The following is a 21,685-nucleotide window of genomic DNA, read 5'->3' as shown; positions in this document are numbered from 1 at the left end:
ATATGAGCATTTGGATGCTTAGATCGGCTTATAGAAGGGAGACAATTTATCCCAGAAATCGGGTTCGCTGCACCCGATACATGGGTGTCCCCCCTGGACCGGCCAGCTGGTTCCGTCATTGAACTTGACCGTCGGACAGTTGTTGTATGTTTCCGGCCCCTTGCAGCCCAGTTCATAGAGGCAGTAACCCTTCTGGGCCTCCTCCGACTGGAAGGACGGGGCAAACTCACCCATCTCGAAGTGCGAGCGTCGCTGGCACTGATCGTGAACCAGTTTGCCGTAGGCGAACAACGGTCTTCCCAACTGGTCCACTTCGGGAAGCTTGCCGAAGAGCAGATAGTTGACAATGGTGCCTACCATGTTGATGGGATTGGGAGGGCAGCCTGGAATGTTGACGGTTTTGATCCCGATGGCGTCCTGAATCGATTTTGCCCCGGTGGGATTCGGGGCCATAGCCGGTACACCGCCGTAGGCGGAGCAGGTCCCCACGCACAGAACCGCCAGGGCTTTGGGGCAAATATCCTTGGCGATCCCCAGAAAGGTTTTCCCGCCGATCATGCCGTACACGCCGTTGTCCGCCGTCGGTATCGAACCGTCCACGATGCAGATGAATTTGCCGGAATTCTGGGTCACGGTCTCGTGCAGAGATTTTTCGGAAGCTTCTCCCGATGGAGCCATGAGCGCTTCGTGATAGTCCAGCGAAACGGTGTCCAGGAGAAGCGTGTCGATCCACGGGTAGGTTGTCCTCAACAGCGCTTCCGTACAGCCTGTGCACTCGGCAAAGGAGAGCCACACGACGGGTGGGCGCTGGGTTGATGTGAGTGCTTCAGCAACCTTTGGAACAAATGACGGCGCCAGCCCCATTGTAGCGGATACAATGGTACAGAACTTCATGAAGTCCCTGCGTGTCACGCCTCTCTGTTCCAGCCTCTGTTCCACGCTTCCTTTTCGATCTGACATAAATTACCTCCGCAAGCCTGTTGTTGTGTTATTTTACCTATTGCTCCACCGCTCCGGTCTATACGACGGTGGAAGCAGTTGCACCCTTGATGAATACCGGGCTGGGCCGGGCCCCTTGATTGCCCTGTAACCCGCCGCTAACTTTACCGTTTTAGCTCTCTTGGGGAGAGGTCTGGAATGACAGTGGAGCGGCCTGGAATGCCCTCTCCCCCCGGGTCGCTTCCGTGAAAACGAGGACCAGGGGGATGAAAATCTCGTTGCGGTATAAATGTACCTACATCAAACAAAAAACCAAATTAAATCAATTAGAAAGAGACAATATGCATTACTTTGACGAAACAAAATGCTTACCCTGCAAGGGCTCATAACACCGGCGGAGGGTTGTGTCAAGATGGCCGTGACAGATGGCAGCGACGGCGGAATCCTGGGGGATAATGGAGTTGCAGCTGCATAATTTTCGTTGATTGAAACAGAGGAAACTTCGTTATGAAAAACATCCCGTTGGAAGACCGGCTTATTTTTGCGTTGGACATGGCTTCGCAGCAGGAAGCCAAAGACTGGGTGAAGCGGCTCAAAGGCCAGGTTAAATTCTACAAGGTGGGACTGCAGTTGTTCCTGGCGGGCGGTTTTGCTATGGTCGAATGGATCATCGAGAGGGATCTTAAGGTATTTCTTGATCTGAAGTTTTTTGATGTTCCCGAAACCGTCAAAAACGCGGTGCAGCAGTTGCACGATCGAGGAGTGTCATTTACGACGGTGCACGGTAACGACCGCATGCTGCGGGCGGCAGCGGAACATAAGGGATCCGTCAAGATACTGGCGGTGACGGCCCTGACCAGCCTCGATCAGGGCGACCTGGAGGATCTCGGTTTCCGTTGTTCGGTCGAGGAGCTGGTGCTTTCCAGGGCGCGAAGGGCTCTGCAGCACGGTTGTGACGGGGTGATATCGTCGGGGCTGGAAGCTCCACGGTTGAGGACGGAGCTGGGGGATCGCTTTCTGATCGTATCGCCGGGCATCAGGCCGGTGCACAATATGGACGATCAAAAGCGCACCGTGGATGCGCGCCAGGCCTTCAGAAACGGGGCGGACTACATCGTTGTCGGACGTCCTATCCAGCGCGCCGGGCATCCTGAAAAAATGGTGGAGGAGCTGTTCGAGCATATTCAGGAGGGCCTGGCGTAAGCCTGCCCGGGGTCTTCTTCTGCATCAGGGGAAGAGGAATTCGCCGGCTCTCGCACAGCCGCCCGGGGCAGGTCGGGCAGTGTGAGGAAAAGACAAGGGGTCAGGTACAGGTGATTGCAGTTCAGCAGGTGAGTAAATTTCTCGGGAAAAAAGAGCTCTTCAAAGAAGTCTCGTTTCATGTTCATGGGGGCGAGCGGGTGGGATTGATTGGCACCAACGGCGCCGGCAAGACCACCCTGTTTCACATTCTCCTGGGCGAAACCGAGCCGGACGAGGGCATCGTCACCAAAGCGAAGCATCTTTCCATCGGTTATCTTCCCCAGCAGTGTCAACCGCCGGAAAAACGATCGATCCTGGCTCATGCGACCGATGTGGATCAAAAAACAGGGGCCGTTCGTGCTGAGCTGAATGTGCTGCAAAAGGACATGGCGGCAGCCGGGGAACCGAGTGAGATTGAAGCCCTGGTGCTGCGCCAGGCCCATCTGCTCGAGCAGCTCGAGCACCTGGGCGGCTACGATTTGGAGGCGCGGGCGGGAAAGATTCTCTCCGGACTCGGGTTTCACGAGCATCAGTTCGGCAGTCCGGCGGCAACCCTGAGCGGCGGCTGGGTGATGCGCCTGGAACTGGCTCGATTATTGCTCTCCGAACCGGATCTGCTGCTGCTCGACGAGCCGACCAATCACCTCGATCTGGAATCTCTCATCTGGCTCGAACAATATCTTCTCAGCTCTGCTTCCGCCGTGATTGTGGTCTCCCATGACCGGGCATTTTTAAACCGCGTGGTCACCCGCATCCTGGAACTGGAGGGAGGGCGGTTGAGTGAGTATGTCGGCAATTTCGATTTCTACGCATCGGAAAAAATGCAGCGGCGACAAATTCAGCTCGCTTCATACAAAAACCAGCAGGAGCGAATTCGCCAGGTAGAGCGTTTCATCGATCGCAATCGCTGCCGCAAGGATAAGGCGCGGCAGGTGCAAAGCCGCATCAAGAGTCTGCAGCGCATGGAGCGAATTGAGGTCTCCGCGGAGCAGTCACAGATCCACTTTGAGTTCCCGCAACCGCCCCGTTCGGGCAAACGCGTCCTGGAGCTTCGCAACGTATCCAAGGCATACGGAGACCACGTAATTTACGAGGGGGTGAATCTGGTCATCGAAAAAGGGGACCGCATCGCCTTTTTGGGAAAAAACGGGGCGGGCAAGAGCACACTGCTGAAAATTCTGGCCGGTCGAGAACCGCTCAGCACCGGCGAGCGGATCCTGGGGCACAATGTTGCCCTGGGCTACTATGCACAATACCAGTGGGAACAACTGGCGGCTGATAAGTGCGTGCTGGACGAGGCCGCATCGGTTGCCGGTGATTTGCCCCATTCCCGGTTGCGCGGCCTGCTGGGGGCCTTTCTGTTCCGGGGTGACGATGTCGAGAAAAGGATCGCAGTGCTGAGCGGCGGCGAGAAGGCGCGGCTGATTCTGTGCAAACTGCTGCTGCAGAGACCCAACGTGCTCCTCATGGATGAGCCCACCAACCATCTGGATATTCCCTCACGGGACGTGCTCGAAGAGGCTTTACAGGAGTTTCCGGGAACTTTGTGCTTTATCAGCCATGATCGGCACTTCTTGAATTCCCTCTGCAACAAGGTCCTGGCCGTTGAGAACGGGCGTATTCACCTGTTTCCCGGCAACTATGACGATTTCGTCAATGTTTGGCAGCATCGGCTGTTGCCGCACAACGAAGCTGCGCCAGGCAGCGAACAGACGCCACAGGATGCGGTCTCATCGGGTGCCCGCAGGGCACAGCAGCAAAAAAGATTGGAAGCCCGATGGCGCAATGAGCTCTACCGGCTCAAGAAGCCTCTGCAGGAGAAACTGGAAAGGGCCGACGCCGAGCTTGACGAGCTCCATCGGCTTCTCGATTCCCTGAATGAACAGCTTGGTAATCCGGACACGTATCAACAGGGGCAAAAAGTGCAGCAGCTGCAAATAGAGTATCAGCAGTGTCAAAAGGATATCGGACGTCTCACGCAGCAATGGGAAGCAATCGCTCTGCAACTGGAAGAATTGGAGGAGAATTTCTGGAAGGAGAGAGAAATCGCCGCCTGCTCATCGGGGTGAGGGGTTTTGCAGCCTGGCGAGATGCCGCTTTAGCAGATCACTCTTGGGGAATACGCGCTGCGCCAGTTTGAGTGTTTTGATGGCCTCTGTTCTTTCCTGTCTGACCTCATAGAGTTTTGCCAACAAAATCCATTTGCCCAGGTCGGCATGGTTTTTCTTAAGCTTCCTTTTGACCAGGAATATCGCCAGGCCGCTCGTGACTCTATAAAAAACGGTGACAGGAAAGTAGTACCAGCTCACTCGATGGTCCCTTCATTGACGCATTGTTCCCGGGGGATTGCCGTTGACTTCAAAACATCATTATCCGATTATGGTGAAACGCAAACTGACATTTTGCCTGCATTTTGTCAACCTCCACCGCGAGTGGGCAGGTCGTAAAGAAGCATGCACGTGCACAGGATGACGGATGGACATTCACAGGCTGGAAGTATTTTGCCGGGTGGTGGAATTGCAAAGCTTTACCAGGGCGGGTGAGGCGGTTTGTCTGACTCAGCCTACCGTGAGTGAGCATGTTCGCGCCCTTGAGGAGATGCTCGGGGAGAAGCTGGTGGATCGTCTGGGGCGCGAAGTACTGCCAACCCCCGCGGGCAAAATCCTTTACGAGTACGGACGCAAAATCATTCGGCTGCGCGATGAGGCGGTGCAGGCGGTGCAGAATTACACAGGCAATCTGTGCGGCCACCTGTTGATAGGAGCGAGCACGATTCCCGGCACTTACATCCTGCCGACCATTATCGGATCATTCAAGTCCCGCCACCCTTCGATCCAGATTACCGTTGCGATATCAGGCAGCGCCAAGATTGTGGAAAGACTGCTGCGCAGCGATCTGGAAGCAGGTCTGGTGGGGGCCAGATGGCAGGATCGGCGCGTTGTCCTGGAGGAGGTCTTTGCAGATGAGCTGATCCTGGCGACCTGGCCCGATCACCCGTGGGCCGAACGCAAATCCATCCGCCTGGATGAGCTGGCAGGGCAGCCGTTCATCATGCGGGAACAGGGCTCCGGAACACGTAAGGTGATGAGTGAAACGCTGCGGGAGCATGGCTTTGACCTGGCCAGTCTTTCCGTCGTGGCGGAAATGGGCAGCACTGAAGCGGTTCGCCAGGCAATCAAGGCACGCATCGGGATCTCCATCCTCTCCTATCATTCGATAGCCGAGGATCTGCACAACAAGAGTCTGGTCGCGCCGCCGATTGAAGGTCTGCGAATTTCCCGACCGTTTTACTTGATCCAGAGAAAGAACCGGCAAGTCTCACCCCTCTGCACGGCCTTCCTGAATTACCTCAGACAAAGAGCCGCGGAGAGAAGCTAAACAGTGTCCACCGCCTGCGCGCCTGCAAAAGGTTTGAGGAGGACTCTTTTACAAACCAGTGTTTCCTGCTATATTGCAACAGTTGCCGGAGCATATTCTTAAATCGACATTGACCCATACACCTGCGCTTCCAAAAAACTCTTATTATTTGAAGTAAGATACAGATTAAGCCGTTATGCGAAGTTGGCCGCAACCACTTCTCCTCCAGACTTGAGACAGGTTTTGGAAAAGAAAATGAAACTGCTGAACAAAGTCTTGCTGGTAGATGATGACCCCCTCGCACTTGATCTGATCTCCGAAAACCTCAAAACACAAGGTTATTCCGTTGAATTGGCCTGCAGCGGAATAGAGGCAGTAGAGAAAGCCAAGACCCAAAGCTACGACATCGTGATCACGGATCTATCCATGCCCGGCATGGACGGCCTGCAACTGCTCGACCATTTTAAAATCAACTACGCAGACACCATGGTCATCGTATTGACCGGTTTCGGAACCATCGGGACGGCGGTTGAAGCCCTGAAAAAGGGTGCCTTCGATTACATGACGAAGCCTGCCAACATGGATGAAATCTTGTTGGCTTTGAATAGAATCCAAGAGCTTCACGCATTGAAGATGGACAATGTGATGCTGCGGTCGCAGTTGCAGGAACGCTACCAGTTTGACAACATCATAGGACGGAGTGCTCCAATGGAGGCTCTGTACAGGATCATCCGCAGGGTGGCCAAAACCGATTCGACGGTGCTCTTGACCGGCGAGAGTGGCACGGGCAAAGAGCTCATTGCAAATGCCATTCATTTCAGCAGTGACCGCAATAACAAACCGATTGTCCCGATCAACTGTGGTGCAATTCCAGAGGAATTGCTGGAAAGCGAGTTGTTCGGCCACGAGAAGGGAGCATTTACGGGAGCGGTCAAGGAGCGTAAGGGTCGATTTGAATTGGCGCACCGCGGTACGATTTTTTTGGACGAAATAGGCGAAATGCCCCTGAAGCTTCAGGTGAAACTGCTGCGTTTTCTGCAAGAACGCAAGTTCGAACGAATAGGGGGAGGGCGCACGATTCAGGTGGATGTGCGCATCATTGCTGCAACCAACAAAGACCTGGAGAAAGCGGTTGAGAATGGCGAGTTCAGAGAAGATTTGTATTATCGTATCAATGTCATTCCCATTCGAGTTCCCCCATTGCGGGAAAGGGATGGCGATGTGGCTCTGATCGCTCAACATTTTTTGAGACAGCACTGCATGGAAAAAGGCGTTTCCCTCAAGAAATTGACGAGCTCTGCGATGGCCGCGCTGGAGGCCTACGAATGGCCCGGCAACGTGCGCGAACTGGAGAACTTGATCGAGCGGCTGGTCATTCTCACGGAAGCTGACGTTATCCAGATGAACGATCTGCCCGCACGGATACGCCGGCAACCGAAGTCTCACGTGGAGAACAAGGAACAGCTTATTGAGGCAGGGGGCGTGGACCTGAAAAAGACCCTTGATGAGCTTGAAAATAGACTGATCATGGAGGCTCTGGAGAAAGCCAACGGCGTTCGTGCCAGGGCTGCTCAGTTGTTGGGTTTGAATCGCACCACCCTGGTCGAGAAGATGAAAAAGAAGCACCTCACCTATTAATCAGTTCCCGCAGACAGCCTGCGGCTCCCCGGTTTTTACTCTCCCCTGCAACATGGCTCTCCTTTCCTGCATGAGTGGCTTGAGCGCTTCGCGGCCGTGACAACCTGTTGGGCCGGAATGCTCCGCTGCGCCCCATCGGCATTGGCACCACTCTTGCTCCTTCTTTTGCTTCCAACGACTCTATATGGGGTGCAATGACTACAGGACTCTTGATGAGATTGGAATATGACAGGATTCTATTCACAGACGAGAAGTGTCAAAATTTTGGTTGCAGCCGTGGTCTTGATCTCGTCGTTGCTTATTGATGCTTGCTGCGCCTCGGCGGCAGAACTGCACCGAGTCCGTTTCGGAGACCATGCGTCGTTCACCCGCATCGTATTTGATATGCAGGGTGAACGACCTGTCCGCATCGAGGATTCTGAACGGGACAAAGTCATCATTGAATATCAAAAACTCACCGCCAGGGTTCAGCCTTCGAAACTCCCCTATCGGTATTTCAAATTGGTGACGAAAATTCGGTTCACGAGATCAAACCAGGGCACAAGCATTGTCGTGTCGTTAAAGCCCAACACCTCCATGAGCTATTTCTACCTGGAGCATGATCCCCCCAAACCCGGATGGTATCGTTTGGTGATGGATTTTTCAGCGGATACCGCCCCTGCCGCTTCCCTCGCTCCCACTCGCGACCGGGATAAGCCTGGCATTCCGTTGGACCCCCCCCCAAAGGAGCGAACGGTTGGCGACCAGCCGGGCAAGGCGGAGGGCATTGCCCCCGGCGAAACTGCTCGGCCCCTGAGTCAAAAAGCCGAAGAACGCCACGCCGTCCTTGCCGCGGGAGCTAAGCCGAATATCATAAAACCCCTGACAATGTCAAGTCAACTTTTTGACGGTGGACAGCGCAAGCCAATTCCCCTAACCCGTCAAAAGAACAAAGTGGAGCAGGCGGGCGATCCTGCCACGAGCCGTTCCAGCGACCAGGCTCTTGTCATGGATTCAGTCAACTCCGTGGCTGATCCGGCGTCTGCAGCCACAGAAAAGGAAGCGACCGCGCCGCATGAAATGATTCGAAACTGTGAAAACGGTATTCCAACCGATCCCGATGATCCTCAAGTGCCCCTGCTGCTCTTCCGCTGTGCATCGGCATACCTGCAAATGGGGGACATGCAAAAGTGCAAGGAATATCTGGAAAACATAATTGCCGACTATCCTCGTGCTGCCGTTGTGCCTTTGAGCTGGATGCAACTGGGCCGCCTGCAATTGACGCTCAATGATTCAGTCGGCGCCGTTACGTCCTTCCGCACCGCCCTCTCTCTTGAACTCAGTCCGGCCGACAAACTTGAAGCCAACTACCAATTGGGAAAGGCATTGTCCAAGGTGAACGCTCATCAGGATGCCATAGGCCATTTCCAGGAATGCCTCTCCATGGACCCCAAGGCGTACTTAAAACATCCCGATTTGCTTAGATATTTTGGGGAGTCCCTGTTCGCTGTCGCGCAATATGCCGAAAGCTATCGATACCTGATGCACTACATCAACCTGGACGTCCAGGGTGCCGACAAGGATCTGGTGCTGGCAAGAATTGCCGAGACATTGCAGCACAAGGGAGAGAAACATCTGGCTGACAAATTATCTCGATACATTGTCCAACAATATCCCGGCACAGAGGGCTACGTCATCAGTCAAATCCGCACAGCAGAGTCATTGGAGCGGGGCAGCCAAATGAGCGCCGAGGCCTGCCAGATCTACCGCCAGTTGGCTGAACGCCCCCTTTCGTTGCCTCTGATGAAGGTGGTCTTTTTCAAGTTGGCCGTTTGGGAATGGCAAAACCGGAATTATGCACAGAGCCTCTCATTGGTTGAAAAGATCCTTCAGGGCCGGAGCAATGCGGCTGAATTCGATGAATTTTTGGCGCTCAAGGAACGGATAGTGAGCGACTGGGCGAAGTCCGCTTTCGCCAACAAAGACTACCTGAAAGTGGTGGAGCTCTATAAGGAATACCCGTCCTGGTTTCAAGCGAACGGGAGCGGCTCGTTGCTAGCTGCCGTCGCAGAAAGCTACGGTCAATTGAAACTCTATTCCAGGGCGATCGACATATATCGGAACCTGCTGCGCGATGTGGCGGCGGAAAATGATGAATGGCACCTTAAGATATCGGAATATGCTCATTTGGCGGGTGATCCCGACACTGCGATGAACCATCTGGCACAAGTCCAATCAGTCGCTCTGGAGCCGGAGAAACAGCGCCTGACGGCAGAGATCCGTTTCGGTCGGGGCGACTATCAGGGGGCTGTGACGCAATTCGACCTGTTGCTCGGCGATGGGTACACACCCGAAGCGACTGACCTGGTCCTGTTGTGGCACTACGCTGAATGCTTGATTAAAACAGATCGCCCGGAGGATGCCCTGGAACAGCTCCACGTTATCCATGACCGGTTGAGCAAGGACGACGCGGAGCAGAGGGTCCGTCTGTGTTTGATGCAAAGCGAGTGTTATGAGGCTCTCAAGCAACCGCAGCAGGCGGCTGAGATGCTGGAGAAAGCGATTGCTCTCAATCCTTCCGGGGAACTGAAGGGTCGCTTGAACTATCAGCTTTCCCATCTCTACGCCAAAGCCGGGCAGGCCGACAAGGCCATGGAAAAGCTCCATGAGCTGATGAAATCTTCGCAGCCGTTCTGGCAAACAGCTGCGCAACAGAAGCTGGATTATCTCAAGCTGGAGGATAACAAGTCCAAGCGGGCTGCATTTTAGCGCTGCACCGGAAGTGACGACCTGGCTGGCGAGGGCGCCGGCACCTCGGGGAGACGAGGCGATGACCATTTTGATCGTATCATCAAATCGCCATGAAGTTGACGATTTGAAGGGTTGTATCGAACAACAGGGATGTGCGTGTAGGGTGGCTGCAACGATGGATTCAGCCTCAAAACTGATGGACCGCAGTGACATTGGCCTGGTGTTGCTCAGTTCCAATGGTCACACGGCTCACACGGTTCGCTTCCTGGAGCATTGGCAATCGCTCTTGAAGCAGCCCCCGGTGATAGTGATGAGTCATAAGCCCAGCCTGGAGGATGCAATTGAATTGATGAAGGCGGGAGCGCAAGATTATTGGGTGAAGCCTTTGGTGCCCGAACGGCTCATCAAAACCATCGCGCTCCTGGCCGACCGACCGGACCGCACGGAGCAGTCCTGCCATTTGCGTCACTCCGATATCATAACCAGCAACCCGGTTATGCTCCAACTGAAAGAGATAGCCAAACGCGTGGCTGCAAGTAATGCGGCCGTATTTATTCAAGGAGAGAGCGGCACAGGCAAGGAACTCTTTGCCAAGTACCTGCATACCCACAGCGAACGCTCAAGCAAGCCGTTCATCCCTCTAAACTGTGCTGCGCTGCCCGAATCTCTCATCGAGAGCGAGTTGTTCGGCCATGAAAAGGGCGCCTTTACTGGAGCGACCAGAGCCAAGCCGGGCAAGTTTGAATTGGCGCATACGGGCACCTTGTTCTTGGACGAAGTCACGGAAATTCCAATTCACCTTCAGCCCAAACTCTTACGCGTGCTGCAGGAAAATGAATTGGACCGGGTGGGCGGCAAGTACCCCGTGCCCATAGACGTCCGCGTAGTCGCTTCAACCAACCGTACGATTGACGAAGCCCTGGCGCAGGGTCACTTCAGAAAAGATCTTTACTACCGGCTTAACGTGATACCCTTAAAGCTCCCACCGCTGCGTGAGCGGCTGGAAGATCTTCCCTTGTTGTGTCAACACTTTGTGGCCAAATACAACCAGATTCACAAACGCTGCATTGCTCAAATACAACCCGCAGCCATGGCGGCTCTGGCGGAGCACTCCTGGCCGGGCAACGTGCGTGAACTGGAGAATATCATTCAGCGGGCCATGCTGTTGAGTAGGGACCATGTCATCAGCCGAGAGGATCTCATATTCGATCAGTCTCAACCGCATCAAGCACCTGCTTTGGGTCTTGATGTCATGCCCATTGACGACATGGAACGGCTGCTCATCGAGAAGGCATTGGCAAACTGCCGCGGCAACCGCACACGGGCGGCGGAAATTTTGGGGATCAGTGTGCGCACCCTGCGCAATAAGCTCAGCCTTTATGCCGGGCAGGGCGCAAGCAGGGATGCGTGAGTGCCGTCAGGTTGTCCGGACCTCTTGCCAGTGTCTTGGCAGAGCTGCCACGAAACTTTTTTGACGTTCAGCCGACCGGATGGACGTCAACGTTTTGACAATGCGTCCGAGAGCCGCTGATCGTAAAGGGTGCTTCGACGTGGTGTGAGGCCATGGCAGTGGTATGAAATGTGCTTGTACCCTGGCGTGAAAGGAGAATCACAATGAATAATGAGAGTAAAGTTTTTGACCGTACAATCGCACTCATGAGGGACCGACTGAATCTCGGTTCGCTCAATCACCAACTGGTTTCAAGCAATTTGGCCAACCTCAATACACCGGGTTTCAACGCCAGGGAGCTCTCTTTTGAAGAGACCCTCAAGAGTTACCTTGGAGAACCGGGCTTTCATATGGTGAAGTCCGATGCCGGCCACCTTGCCCCTGGTGACGCCGTCTGGCCCGGGGTGCCTGTAACAACCGAGGAGATCGGCGCGGTCAATTTGGAGCAGGAAATGATGAAGCTGACGCGCAACAGCATTGAATATCAATTCATCACGACGATGCTCAACAAGAAGTTTTCGATGCTGCGCCAAGCGATCAGTGAAGGAGGACAATAGTGGATTTGGAAACCTCTATGAAAATAAGCGCTTCCGGGTTAGCGGCGCATCGTACCTGGTTAAATGTGGTGTCCGCCAACCTGGCCAATGTGAATACAACGAGGGCCGACGATGGCCAACCTTACCGGCGCAAGACGGTCATCTATGAGACTGTCCCCGTGGCGGAGCGATTTGATCGGTCGCTCGACGGCGCCCTGGAGGATGCTTTGGGAAAAGTGCAGGTGAGGGAAATTGTTCCTGACGGGCGCGACTTTAAGCGCATCCATGACCCCAGCCACCCTGATGCCGACGGGGATGGCATCGTTCAGATGCCGAACATCAACCCCGTCGAGGAAATGGCCAATTTGATGATCGCCACCCGTTCCTATGAAGCCAATCTGGCCGCTTTGAACATGGCTAAACAATTGGCTCTAAAAGCCATGGAAATAGGCAAATAACAGAACATGGGGGAGGAAAAATTTTCCCCCTTGAGCAGGGGTGGCTGTCAGATGGACCCCGAACAGAGATTGAACCTACTATCGAAAGGAATTTCCGATGCGTATCAGTTCGTCCGCTGACGGCTGGCAGAGCAACGGCTTGGCGGCATCGGTGCAGGAAGCGTCACCGACTGGGTTTGCCGACGAGTTGAAGGCCAACATCAAGGCAGTCGATCAGTTTCAGCGCGAGGCTGAAACGGCGATGCAGGAAGGGGCCGTCAACGGTGTCAAGAACATCCACGAGACGATGATTCAACTGGAAGAAGCGGACCTCAGTTTGCGGCTGCTCCTTAAAGTACGGAATAAGGCTCTGGACGGTTATCAGGAAATCATGCGAATGCAGTTCTAGCGGATCGTGTGAACGGCTCAGACCATCAGCTCACTGGTTGTGTATCCTATGAACAAGTTAGTGCATTTCCTCAAGAGTCTAAAAAACGGCTACGCCCAGTTGCCCACACCTCAGAAGATCTTTTATGCGGGATCTCTGGCGGTCCTGTTGGGCAGCCTGCTCTTCCTGGCTTACACAATCAACAGAACGGAGTACTCGAATCTGTACACGGGATTGTCCGAAGAAGATTTGAGTGGAGTTGTTGCCGCCCTCCAGGCACAAAATAAACCCTATAAGATAACCGGAAACAGCATAGCCGTGCCGGCTGAATCCCTGTATGAAACCCGCATGGCGCTCGCTCAGGCGGGACTCCCCAAGGGCGGCGGTGTCGGGTTTGAGATATTTGATGAACAAAAACTGGGCAGCACCGAGTTTGTGCAGAAAATCAATTATCAAAGGGCGCTCCAAGGGGAATTGGCCCGAACCATCAACCGGCTCAATGAAGTACAGGAAAGTCGCGTGCATTTGGTGCTGCCCAGCGAAAGTGTTTTTGTCGAGGATCAAAAGCCTCCCAGTGCCGCTGTTGTTCTAAAGCTGAGACCGGGCACCAAGCTCGATTCCACTCAGATCCAGGGCATTGTGAATCTAGTGGCGAGTACGGTGCAGGGTTTGCCGGAAGACAAGGTGACCATTATGACAACGGACGGCCAGGTGCTCTCCAGGAATCAGTCGGACAAGAACCCCTTGCAGCTGACCAATTTGCAGATGCAATACCAGGAGAGTTTGGAAGAGAGCTTGCGTCGCAAGGTTCAATCTCTGTTGGAGGCGGTCGTTGGGGCAGGGCGGGTGATGACTCGTGTTTCCGCCAACCTGGATTTCAGTCAGGTGCAGACCACGGAGGACACCTATGATCCTGACAGTGCCGTCGTCAGGAGTCAACAGCGTAGCGTTGAGAGCTCGCAGGGCGGCGATCTCGGCCCCAAAGGCAATCCCGATATCCCAATCAATGCAGAGAGTCAGTTGATGCAAAACGCCGCATCAGATCAGCAGGGGGAACAGAAAAAGTCCTCCCGGCAGCGTGAGACGGTCAATTACGAAATTAATCATGTGACGCGGCAAATTACCCAATCGTTGGGAACGATCAAAAAGTTGTCCGTTGCTGTGGTCATCGATGGACCGTACGAAACCAAAACAACTGAGGAAGGCAACGTGGAGTCGGTATTTGCCGGCTATCCCGGCGATCAGCTCAAGTCCTTCGAGGAAATCGTCAAGAAAGCGGTCGGGTATGATGAAACGCGGGGCGATCAAGTCAGCATTTCCAATGTCTCTTTTGCCTCGGATTACGCCGGTGGACAGTTCGTTGAAGCGGACAACCGATGGCTGCAGATGTTGAAAGAAAACCACAAGATTATTATCAATTTGCTTCTGGTTCTGCTGGTGTTCTTGTTCGTCGTTAGACCGTTCATGCGTCGCATTCAACAGGTCTCGGCGGATTTGGCCGTGGCCAGCAATGCGCCCGCTGTAGCCCTGCCTGAGGAGACTCCCGCGGAAGATCTGATTACCGGCGGACAGCTTGCCGAAAAGCCCTCCCTCAGAAACCAGGCCGTTGCCCTTGTTCGACACAATCCGGAGCGGGCGGCCGAGATACTACGTTCCCTGTTGAGAGAAGAAAAGTGAGACCATGCCGACCAATCTAAGCGGTCCTCAGATGGCTGCCGTCATTCTCATGACACTCGGGGAAGAGGCCTCTGCCCTTGTGCTGAAAAACCTGAGCGCGGAAGAGATCAAGAAGATCGGGTTTCAGATGTCCAACATCCGCGAGGTGCGCAAGGAATTGAGCGATGAGGTTTTGGAGGAATTTGTCTACAAGCTCCGGGAGGAAGAGAACATCTATGTGACGGGAGATCATTTTTTTCGCAATCTGCTCCCCAACGTCGTTGACGGCAATGCCGCCGATGACCTGCTCACGGCCATAGAGATGGAAAAAGAAAAAGTCCCCTTCAAATATGTACGTGAAATTGATGGAAAGGTTCTGGCAAATTTCATCAAGAACGAGCATCCCCAAACGATCGCCATCATTCTCGTGCATTTGGGGCATGAAAAGGCCGGGGAAGCGCTGGGATTTCTACCCGAACCCATGCAGCTGGAAGTCATCAATCGGATTGCCCAATTGGATACCGTTCCGCCTGATTTGATTCGTGAGGTGGATGAAGTCCTGGAGCGTGAATTGCTCAGCATCGGCAAGGAAAGCCATCAAGTTCTGGGAGGCGTTCAGACCGTAGCGGAAATCCTCAATTACAGCGACCGGCGCACCGGCGAAAACATATTGCAGAGCATGGAAGAGGCGGATGCGGAGCTGGCCGAAAGGGTCAGAAAATTGATGTTCGTTTTTGAAGACCTGGTTGCAGTGAATGATTCGGGCATTCGCGAACTTCTTAAAGAAGTGAGCAATGAGGAGCTGACCTTGGCTCTGAAAACCTCCTCGGAAGAACTGAAAAACAAGATATTCAAGAACCTGTCGCAACGTGCCGCACAGATGCTTGAGGAAGATCTTGGCGTTCTGGGTTTGGTGAGGTTGAGCGAGGTTGAGTCGGCTCAGCAGAATATTTTGAGTGCCGCCAGAAGGCTGGAAAAGGAAGGCAAACTGATCCTTGCAGGCAGAGAAAGCGGAGATACTTTTGTCTAAGATAATCAAAGCCTTTCAGCTGACACCCATCAAATCGTTCGATTTTAGAGAAATTGAACAGGAAGAGGTGACCTATTGCGAGGCTGACGCCCGAGTCTCGGAGACCGATCGGTTGCGAAATGATTACGATTCCTCGGTTGCCGTTGAAAGCGTCATACAGAGGCGCCTGGATGAGGCTGAACGCCAAGCCCGGGAACTCGAAAAACAGGGTTATGAGGAAGGATATGCGCGCGGCTGGAAGGAAGGCAATGAGGCCGGCCGGCAGGCCATGCACGATACCAGGGAGCGATTGGAATCGCTCTTGCGAGAGCTTCAAGAGCTGCCGGCAAAAGTTTTCCAGGATTACAGGGGGTGGTTCATCGATGCGGTTCTCGCGGTGTCTCGGCAAATTGTCGGCGATGAATTGAGTGCCAGGCCCGAGCTGCTGGTGGACTCCATTGAATCGTTGATCATGGAGGCGGAAAAATCAGCGACCCTGACCGTTTATCTAAATCCAAACGACTTGGAGACCCTGGAAAAACATAGTGACCACGTGGCAAGACTCAAGGATCTGGCCGCGCCGCTTCTGCTGAAGCCCGATGCCGCCCTGCTGAAGGGCGGATGCCGTGTGGAAAGCGAAATCCAGCTGCTGGATGCCACCATCGAAACGCAGCTGGAAGGCGTCCGGCGGATACTGACCAACAATGGGGCGGCAACGAAAAATCGAGCGGTTGACGATGTGCCTTCCTGACAACAATTATTTAAAACTGGGAGACGTTGTCAGCGCTTTGGCGCACACGACGTCCCTGCTGCGGATAAATGGCAGAGTAGTGCAGCTGGTGGGCAATTTGATTGAGGTGGAGGGCCTTAAGGCCGGTCTGGGAGATATCTGCAAGATCATTACTCCACCAAGCACTCCCCCCATCTACGCCGAAGTGGTCGGATTCAACCAGAAACGTCTGAAGTTGAGCCCGCTCACTCCCGTTGGCGGAATTCATCCCGGTTGCCTGGTTGAGGCCCCCCGGCAGGCCGATTGTGTGCCGGTCAGCAGCGCCATGTTGGGGCGCGTGCTCGACGGAATGGGGCAGCCCATTGACGATGGAGGGCCCCTGCCTGCGGGAGCACTCTACCCAATCTCGGGAAACGTTGCCAACCCTCTGATTCGGCCGCTCATCAGCGAGCAGCTTGACGTGGGGATACGGTCCATTAACGGCTTGCTTCCCATTGGCAAAGGGCAGAGGATAGGCATATTTGCTGGTTCCGGCGTGGGGAAGAGCACGCTGCTGGGAATGATGGCGCGCTATACCTCTGCCGCGGTCAATGTGATCGCCTTGATCGGGGAAAGGGGCAGAGAGGTCAATGAATTCCTCGAGAACGATCTCGGTGTCGCGGGTTTACGACGCTCAGTGGTCGTTGTGGCAACCTCAGACCAGCCGGCCACCATTCGTCTGCGAGGCGCTTTTCTAGCTTGCGCCATCGCTGAGTATTTCAGAGACCGCGGCCAGGATGTGCTGTTGATGATGGATTCTCTGACCCGCTTTGCCATGGCGGCACGTGAAATCGGTTTGGCGGCCGGTGAACCGCCCACCAGCAAAGGTTACACACCAAGCGTTTTCAGTCACATGCCGCGACTCCTGGAGCGCGCGGGGAACTTTGAAAGCGCTTCCATCACAGGAATCTACACGGTGCTGGTGGAGGGCGACGATATGGAGGAGCCCATAGCCGACAGTTCCCGCTCGATCCTCGATGGACATCTGGTGCTCGATCGCCAACTGGCTCAGAAGCGCCATTTCCCAGCTATCAATGTCCTTAAAAGCGTGAGCCGGCTGACTTCGCGTTTCCACAATAACGAATACGGCGAGCGCGCTGCCAAGTTCATTCAAACGCTGGCTCATTACCATAGCGTGGAAGATATGATACGCATCGGTGCCTATGTCAAGGGAACGCATGATGAAACCGATTATGCCATCGATATGATGGGAAAGTTGAATCAGTACTTGCGCCAGCCAGTAGAAAACGGCTGCACCATAGAGGAAGCCAAGAAAGATTTAACCGACCTCTTTGCTGTCTCCTGAAAGGAGGTGAAATGTTTCAGTTTCGTTTAAGAAGCGTCCAAAATTATCGTCGGCACATTTTCAAGAATGCCCAAGCTCTGCTCGCTGAAGTTCTGCGCGAGTATCAAACACTCAGTCGGCAGCGGGACAAATTAAAGGAAGAACTGGATCACCTCGAAACCGTATGGAATGAAAAGCGAGCTTGCGGGATAAGCTCCCTGGAGCATGGTTACTACAGTGACTGCCTTCAGGCATTGAGAGAAAAATTGCTGGTCTTGGAAGGACAGATCAGTAAGACCGCCAATCAAGTGAATGAAGCAAGAGAAGCTCTGCTAATCAGGAAAAAAGAGGCTCAGGTGCTCGATTCCATGGAGCAGGAGGCCAAACAGGATTATCGTAGCTCCATGTCGAAAAAGGAACAGAAGCTTCTGGACGAACTGATCGTTATTGGCAACTGTCACAGAAACCTGGATAATTGAGCGTGCCCTATGAAAGCCAAGACCCTCGGGAAGTTCATCAAGTGGAGCGTGCCGTTATTGTTGATTGTTCCTCTCGTGTCGTTGAAGCTGGCTCTGTCGGTCGGCCGCGTACTGCAGCAATTCAACGAGATTCCGGAAGCGGCTCTTGTCTCCCAGGTGCATGCCGCAGATCGTGCGGCTCAGCCAAAGCAGCCCCTGTCCCCGGCGCCGTTGGACCCGCCCGGGGAAACCCAACCGGCACCCGCTGCCACGCAGCCTTACACAGCCAGCATACCGGATGTCATGGCCCACATACAGCAGAGAGAGTTGGAGCTCAAGCAGAAAGAGAAGCTCCTGCAGGAGCGGGAGGAATACCTCAAGCGCATGCAGGAGGATGTCGAGCGTCAACTGAAGGAACTGATTGACGTCCAAAAGGAGATCCAGGCGTACCGAACTGAAAAGGAAGAGAATCGCAGTGCCCAAATAAGATCGTTATCCAAAATTTATGGAACCATGAAGCCGAAGGAAGCAGCCAAGCTGCTGGAAAATTTGGAAGATCAACTGGTAGTGAGCATCATCTCCAGCATGAATGCGACTGAAGCGGCCAATATTCTTGCCAACATGGACATCAAGAAAGCTGCGAAGATCTCGCAGAGCCTGTCGCAGAGCCGATGATCACCGGCAGTGAAGTAAGGTGACAGGGCATTAGGCGTTTCCCCGGACACAAGCGGGAGCGCAATTTACCCGCTGGTAGGCAATATTTGCTGGCCATCCAAGAAAAAATTTCCGAATCAAACGCTCTTCCCCTTTCTCTCGATTTCCAAGCATTTCTTTAAGTGGGCGAAGTAATTCATCAAAAAGCATAGTCATGAAGATGGCACCATCGTTGCTCATGATCTTCACCGAGCAGTGTGTCTGATGCCTCGGTGGCGGCCATCCGGAGACCCACTGGCTCCTCTCCCCCGGGGACCTGAAAATATCCCGGTGGAAGCCGCGCAGCCAACCATAGACTGAGGAGCGAGAGTGCAGACAACAAGACTTTTTGTAGCCCAGCTGATGGGGGAATTCCTGGGGGGTCAGAACGCCAGGCTCACTCAGGAACTTACAGCTGCGGAGTTTTCGCAGGAATTGCAGGCGCAGCACTCTAACCATTTCGGCATGGATCCCACCATGCTCTCGATGGGGTCTTCCACGCGGAAAGGGGAGGATGGTCCTGATCAAATCCCGGAGACTCAGAACTTCCTGTTGCCGGCTCTGGCCTGCACCCCAATGACGCAACCGGCAAGACGTGCGCTGCCCGTCAGTGCAGAATCGCGACCTGCTTTGAACCACACACAGGCAGAGGATGCTCTCAGGCCGCTGCAGGTTGGTAGCCGCCAGAAGTTGGCCAAAGCTGGAGAGAGAATCGTATTCACTGATGGGCTGCTGGTTGAAAAGATTGCCACCCAATTGCGGCTTCCCGCCGAGAAAAAAGCCGCGTGTCTGGCGGCGGCAGACAATGCGGGTCGGATTCCGCTGACCTCCCTGCTGGAGATTCTCAATATCCCCGGCAGGGGGCCCGGCAATTTGGTCCATAAACCCGAGGCCGCCGCCGAAGATGTGCGATTGCTGTTCAGATCGGTGGAGCTGACAAAAGCGGGGGTGCTCCCCCAAAAGACTATGGATTTAACCTTGAAAGCAAAAGGTTCGTACGATCTCGATGAGATCAAGAAACTGCTCAGCGACGTTGTTTCGCATGTTGACGAAATGCAAAAGAAGGTCGCTCCAGGGGGAAGTGCCCATCCAACAAGCACACAGGTGAATGAACGCAACTCAGATCTGTTTGGTGCGCCCAAGAATTCCGTGTCGCTGCTGCATCCAACCAAGGAACTGGTCGCGCCTTTCTCCGTTTCTCCGGAGGTCGATACCGGCAATGGCATGGCGGAAACTCTCAGCCGGCCGGATAGCCCGGGCAAGCAGTCAAGCTCAGGGGAAAAGCTGGAAACACGGCCGGCCAAGTTCTTGGGGGATCCGCAGCCCAATCCGGCCAGAGCCGTTGCGGCAAGCTTTCTTGAGATGGACGTGGAAATCGATCAGAGGAGTTTCGGCCCGCCTGCAGACGGACAAGCCGCCAATCTTACCCTTGACGACACCCTGGAGTCACGCTTTGTGGATGCCGAATCGTTGGAGCGGTTTGAGAATATCACCAGGGCAAGGTTGATGGGGGGCGGATTGGCGAAGAATTTTCCAGGTGGCGGACGGCATAATGTAACCAACTTGAGCACTGCCGAAGGCGAGACCGTGCTGGTCGGCAATATGGAGCAGGGTACGATAGCCACAAAACCGGATGCACGGGATGATCGACTCCTGACGGCAAGGGAAAATCGTGCGGAGCCCTTCGGCATGACGCGAGGCGAGATCAAGACCGGACTGGAATCGGGTGGTGAGAAGCATTTCTTCCAAGGACATGGGCAGGAACACAAATCAACTGCCTGGTCCCTTTCCGGCGCCGCTCCGCCAGGCGGAGAAGAAAAGTTTGCCGCCCTATTCCCCAATGATAGCCAAGTGCTCAACCCTGGTCAGGCGGCTTCAGGTGATGAGAAATTGCCGCAGGGCTATGTTTCTTCTACGGAATTCATTTGGGCGGAAAAAATTGCCCAGTATGCTCAGCGTCTCAGGGCCAAGAATCGCAACCAGTTGACTCTGCAACTGCAATCAGGACGTCTGGGAGCCTTGGCGGTTCGCATCGAGACCAGGCGGGACCAGGTTGCGGCTTTCATCGTGGCGCAAAACGAATACGCCAGGAGCTCACTCGTGCAAAATGCTTCGCTGCTGCACGAGAGCCTGCAGCAACAGGGTCTGCATCTGAGTGAAATGGTGGTTGATGTCAGGCAGGAGCCGAGCGAGGGTTTGTTGCAGGGTTCAGCAAAGGAAGCAAGGGCCGCCACTGGAAAGCCGGCCAAGCGTCCCGGGCTCCCAGCCCCAAGTGTATCGGCAAATGACGGCGGGATTTCGGCAATCAACCTTTTTGCCTGATCCCAATAAGAACCTGGATAATAAGGAGCACCCGGATGAGCATCACTTTTTCCGAGGCCATCGGTTCAAACAATGCAGGTCGTGCCGGTTCAGCACCGGCATCGAGAGGCTCAGCGATGGATATGAGCGCTTTCTTGACCCTGTTTACCACGCAACTCAAGTACCAGGATCCCACCAATCCCCTGGAATCTTACGAACTGGCCGCTCAACTGGCTCAGTTCAGCACCGTTGAAAGGCTCACGGAAGCCAACAAAAACTTGGAGGTGATGCGCTCGCACTTATCGTCCATGAACAACTCCCTGATGGTGCAAATGCTCGGCAAACAGATCACCGCACTGGGCAACTCTCTGATAACCACCGACGGGGAGGTCTCTCAGGCCTCTTATGAAATAGATCGGCCCTGCGAGGTCAAGATAGAAATCTATGACGAGAGCGGTCAACTGGTGAGGACTCTGCATGTGGGTGCTCAGGATGCGGGAAGCTATGAGGTTGCCTGGGATGGTTGCGATGATTCGGGAAACAAAGTGGCCGATGGCGCCTATAGCTTTCAAGTTGAGGCCGTCGATCAAGAGGGCAATACTGTCGACGTGCTCACCACAATTTCCGGCGTGTGCAGAGCGGTGCACATGGGGGGTGGCGTCGTCTATTTGACTCTGGGAGGGCCTGATGGGGTTGATGTCACTCCCAGTTCCGTTATTGAAGTCTGTGAAGCCAATGTTGTCTGAACACAGGCCATTTGCCCGTGGGATAAAGACAATAAAAATATGAAAAAAAAA

Annotated in this window: 19 protein-coding genes; 17 read left to right on the top strand and 2 right to left on the bottom strand. The window is 54.2% G+C overall.

The window, feature by feature from the left end; genetic code table 11:
• Positions 1 to 18 precede the first annotated feature (18 nt).
• On the bottom strand, positions 19 to 960 hold the full coding sequence (locus tag K1V27_RS12205; protein ID WP_258930280.1) for a hydrogenase small subunit: 942 nt from the start codon (positions 958 to 960) through the stop codon (positions 19 to 21).
• 486 nt (positions 961 to 1,446) lie between these two features.
• On the opposite strand from K1V27_RS12205, the gene pyrF reads away from it, so the two are divergent.
• Complete coding sequence (gene pyrF, locus K1V27_RS12200; protein WP_258930279.1) at positions 1,447 to 2,142, top strand: orotidine-5'-phosphate decarboxylase; 696 nt, start codon at positions 1,447 to 1,449, stop codon at positions 2,140 to 2,142.
• A 110-nt stretch (positions 2,143 to 2,252) separates the two neighbouring features.
• Positions 2,253 to 4,250, top strand: a complete 1,998-nt coding sequence (abc-f, locus tag K1V27_RS12195; RefSeq protein WP_258930278.1) for a ribosomal protection-like ABC-F family protein — start codon at positions 2,253 to 2,255, stop codon at positions 4,248 to 4,250.
• On the opposite strand, the gene K1V27_RS12190 is transcribed toward abc-f, so the two are convergent.
• A complete protein-coding gene (locus tag K1V27_RS12190; protein WP_258930277.1) occupies positions 4,239 to 4,490 on the bottom strand; it encodes a tetratricopeptide repeat protein in 252 nt (83 codons plus the stop codon). The genes abc-f and K1V27_RS12190 overlap by 12 nt on opposite strands.
• Positions 4,491 to 4,656: 166 nt before the next feature.
• Here K1V27_RS12190 and K1V27_RS12185 point away from each other — a divergent pair, with 166 nt between their 5' ends.
• The 15 genes from K1V27_RS12185 (at position 4,657) to K1V27_RS12115 (ending at position 21,634) form a co-directional block, all read left to right on the top strand.
• Positions 4,657 to 5,559: a selenium metabolism-associated LysR family transcriptional regulator gene (locus tag K1V27_RS12185; RefSeq protein ID WP_258930276.1), complete on the top strand. Its 903-nt coding sequence runs from the start codon at positions 4,657 to 4,659 to the stop codon at positions 5,557 to 5,559.
• Positions 5,560 to 5,793: 234 nt separating this feature from the next.
• Positions 5,794 to 7,176, top strand: coding sequence for a sigma-54-dependent transcriptional regulator (locus tag K1V27_RS12180; RefSeq protein ID WP_258930275.1), 1,383 nt, complete (start codon positions 5,794 to 5,796; stop codon positions 7,174 to 7,176).
• 225 nt (positions 7,177 to 7,401) lie between these two features.
• Positions 7,402 to 9,924: a tetratricopeptide repeat protein gene (locus tag K1V27_RS12175; protein WP_258930274.1), complete on the top strand. Its 2,523-nt coding sequence runs from the start codon at positions 7,402 to 7,404 to the stop codon at positions 9,922 to 9,924.
• Between the two features lie 61 nt (positions 9,925 to 9,985).
• Positions 9,986 to 11,317 (top strand): sigma-54-dependent transcriptional regulator, encoded by a 1,332-nt coding sequence (locus K1V27_RS12170; protein ID WP_258930273.1) that lies wholly within the window; start codon positions 9,986 to 9,988, stop codon positions 11,315 to 11,317.
• A 203-nt stretch (positions 11,318 to 11,520) separates the two neighbouring features.
• On the top strand, positions 11,521 to 11,913 hold the full coding sequence (flgB, locus tag K1V27_RS12165; RefSeq protein WP_258930272.1) for a flagellar basal body rod protein FlgB: 393 nt from the start codon (positions 11,521 to 11,523) through the stop codon (positions 11,911 to 11,913).
• A gap of 17 nt (positions 11,914 to 11,930) precedes the next feature.
• On the top strand, positions 11,931 to 12,350 hold the full coding sequence (gene flgC / locus K1V27_RS12160) for a flagellar basal body rod protein FlgC (RefSeq protein WP_258930271.1): 420 nt from the start codon (positions 11,931 to 11,933) through the stop codon (positions 12,348 to 12,350).
• 97 nt (positions 12,351 to 12,447) lie between these two features.
• On the top strand, positions 12,448 to 12,738 hold the full coding sequence (gene fliE / locus K1V27_RS12155) for a flagellar hook-basal body complex protein FliE (protein ID WP_258930270.1): 291 nt from the start codon (positions 12,448 to 12,450) through the stop codon (positions 12,736 to 12,738).
• A 48-nt stretch (positions 12,739 to 12,786) separates the two neighbouring features.
• Entirely contained in the window at positions 12,787 to 14,394 is a 1,608-nt protein-coding gene (fliF, locus tag K1V27_RS12150; protein ID WP_258930269.1) for a flagellar basal-body MS-ring/collar protein FliF, read from the top strand.
• Positions 14,395 to 14,398: 4 nt separating this feature from the next.
• Positions 14,399 to 15,403 (top strand): flagellar motor switch protein FliG, encoded by a 1,005-nt coding sequence (gene fliG / locus K1V27_RS12145; RefSeq protein ID WP_258930268.1) that lies wholly within the window; start codon positions 14,399 to 14,401, stop codon positions 15,401 to 15,403.
• Entirely contained in the window at positions 15,396 to 16,133 is a 738-nt protein-coding gene (locus tag K1V27_RS12140) for a FliH/SctL family protein (RefSeq protein WP_258930267.1), read from the top strand. The genes fliG and K1V27_RS12140 overlap by 8 nt, the downstream gene beginning before the upstream one ends.
• Positions 16,087 to 17,457 (top strand): FliI/YscN family ATPase, encoded by a 1,371-nt coding sequence (locus K1V27_RS12135; protein WP_258930266.1) that lies wholly within the window; start codon positions 16,087 to 16,089, stop codon positions 17,455 to 17,457. Before K1V27_RS12140 ends, K1V27_RS12135 begins: the two co-directional genes overlap by 47 nt.
• 11 nt (positions 17,458 to 17,468) lie before the next feature.
• Positions 17,469 to 17,915, top strand: a complete 447-nt coding sequence (gene fliJ, locus K1V27_RS12130) for a flagellar export protein FliJ (RefSeq protein WP_258930265.1) — start codon at positions 17,469 to 17,471, stop codon at positions 17,913 to 17,915.
• Between the two features lie 9 nt (positions 17,916 to 17,924).
• Positions 17,925 to 18,569 carry a MotE family protein gene (locus K1V27_RS12125; protein WP_258930264.1) on the top strand — a complete coding sequence of 215 codons (645 nt, stop codon included), beginning with the start codon at positions 17,925 to 17,927 and terminating at the stop codon, positions 18,567 to 18,569.
• 348 nt (positions 18,570 to 18,917) lie between these two features.
• Positions 18,918 to 20,909 (top strand): flagellar hook-length control protein FliK, encoded by a 1,992-nt coding sequence (locus tag K1V27_RS12120; protein WP_258930263.1) that lies wholly within the window; start codon positions 18,918 to 18,920, stop codon positions 20,907 to 20,909.
• 35 nt (positions 20,910 to 20,944) lie between these two features.
• Entirely contained in the window at positions 20,945 to 21,634 is a 690-nt protein-coding gene (locus K1V27_RS12115) for a flagellar hook assembly protein FlgD (RefSeq protein WP_258930262.1), read from the top strand.
• Positions 21,635 to 21,685 lie beyond the last annotated feature (51 nt).

The organism is Desulfoferrobacter suflitae, from assembly GCF_022603395.1.
GTDB classification, from domain to species: domain Bacteria; phylum Desulfobacterota; class Syntrophobacteria; order Syntrophobacterales; family Syntrophobacteraceae; genus Desulfoferrobacter; species Desulfoferrobacter suflitae.
The sequence above is the reverse complement of the archived record's forward strand: the minus strand, read 5'-3'. Positions and strand labels throughout refer to the sequence as shown.

Bases quoted from the DNA above. Each gene is read 5' to 3' on its own strand.
- K1V27_RS12205 (WP_258930280.1), bottom strand. From the start codon at position 960: ATGTCAGATCGAAAAGGAAGCGTGGAACAGAGGCTGGAACAGAGAGGC.
- pyrF (WP_258930279.1), top strand. From the start codon at position 1,447: ATGAAAAACATCCCGTTGGAAGACCGGCTTATTTTTGCGTTGGACATG.
- K1V27_RS12185 (WP_258930276.1), top strand. From the start codon at position 4,657: ATGGACATTCACAGGCTGGAAGTATTTTGCCGGGTGGTGGAATTGCAA.
- K1V27_RS12180 (WP_258930275.1), top strand. From the start codon at position 5,794: ATGAAACTGCTGAACAAAGTCTTGCTGGTAGATGATGACCCCCTCGCA.
- K1V27_RS12175 (WP_258930274.1), top strand. From the start codon at position 7,402: ATGACAGGATTCTATTCACAGACGAGAAGTGTCAAAATTTTGGTTGCA.
- K1V27_RS12170 (WP_258930273.1), top strand. From the start codon at position 9,986: ATGACCATTTTGATCGTATCATCAAATCGCCATGAAGTTGACGATTTG.
- flgB (WP_258930272.1), top strand. From the start codon at position 11,521: ATGAATAATGAGAGTAAAGTTTTTGACCGTACAATCGCACTCATGAGG.
- flgC (WP_258930271.1), top strand. From the start codon at position 11,931: ATGAAAATAAGCGCTTCCGGGTTAGCGGCGCATCGTACCTGGTTAAAT.
- fliE (WP_258930270.1), top strand. From the start codon at position 12,448: ATGCGTATCAGTTCGTCCGCTGACGGCTGGCAGAGCAACGGCTTGGCG.
- fliF (WP_258930269.1), top strand. From the start codon at position 12,787: ATGAACAAGTTAGTGCATTTCCTCAAGAGTCTAAAAAACGGCTACGCC.
- fliG (WP_258930268.1), top strand. From the start codon at position 14,399: ATGCCGACCAATCTAAGCGGTCCTCAGATGGCTGCCGTCATTCTCATG.
- K1V27_RS12135 (WP_258930266.1), top strand. From the start codon at position 16,087: ATGGGGCGGCAACGAAAAATCGAGCGGTTGACGATGTGCCTTCCTGAC.
- fliJ (WP_258930265.1), top strand. From the start codon at position 17,469: ATGTTTCAGTTTCGTTTAAGAAGCGTCCAAAATTATCGTCGGCACATT.
- K1V27_RS12125 (WP_258930264.1), top strand. From the start codon at position 17,925: ATGAAAGCCAAGACCCTCGGGAAGTTCATCAAGTGGAGCGTGCCGTTA.
- K1V27_RS12115 (WP_258930262.1), top strand. From the start codon at position 20,945: ATGAGCATCACTTTTTCCGAGGCCATCGGTTCAAACAATGCAGGTCGT.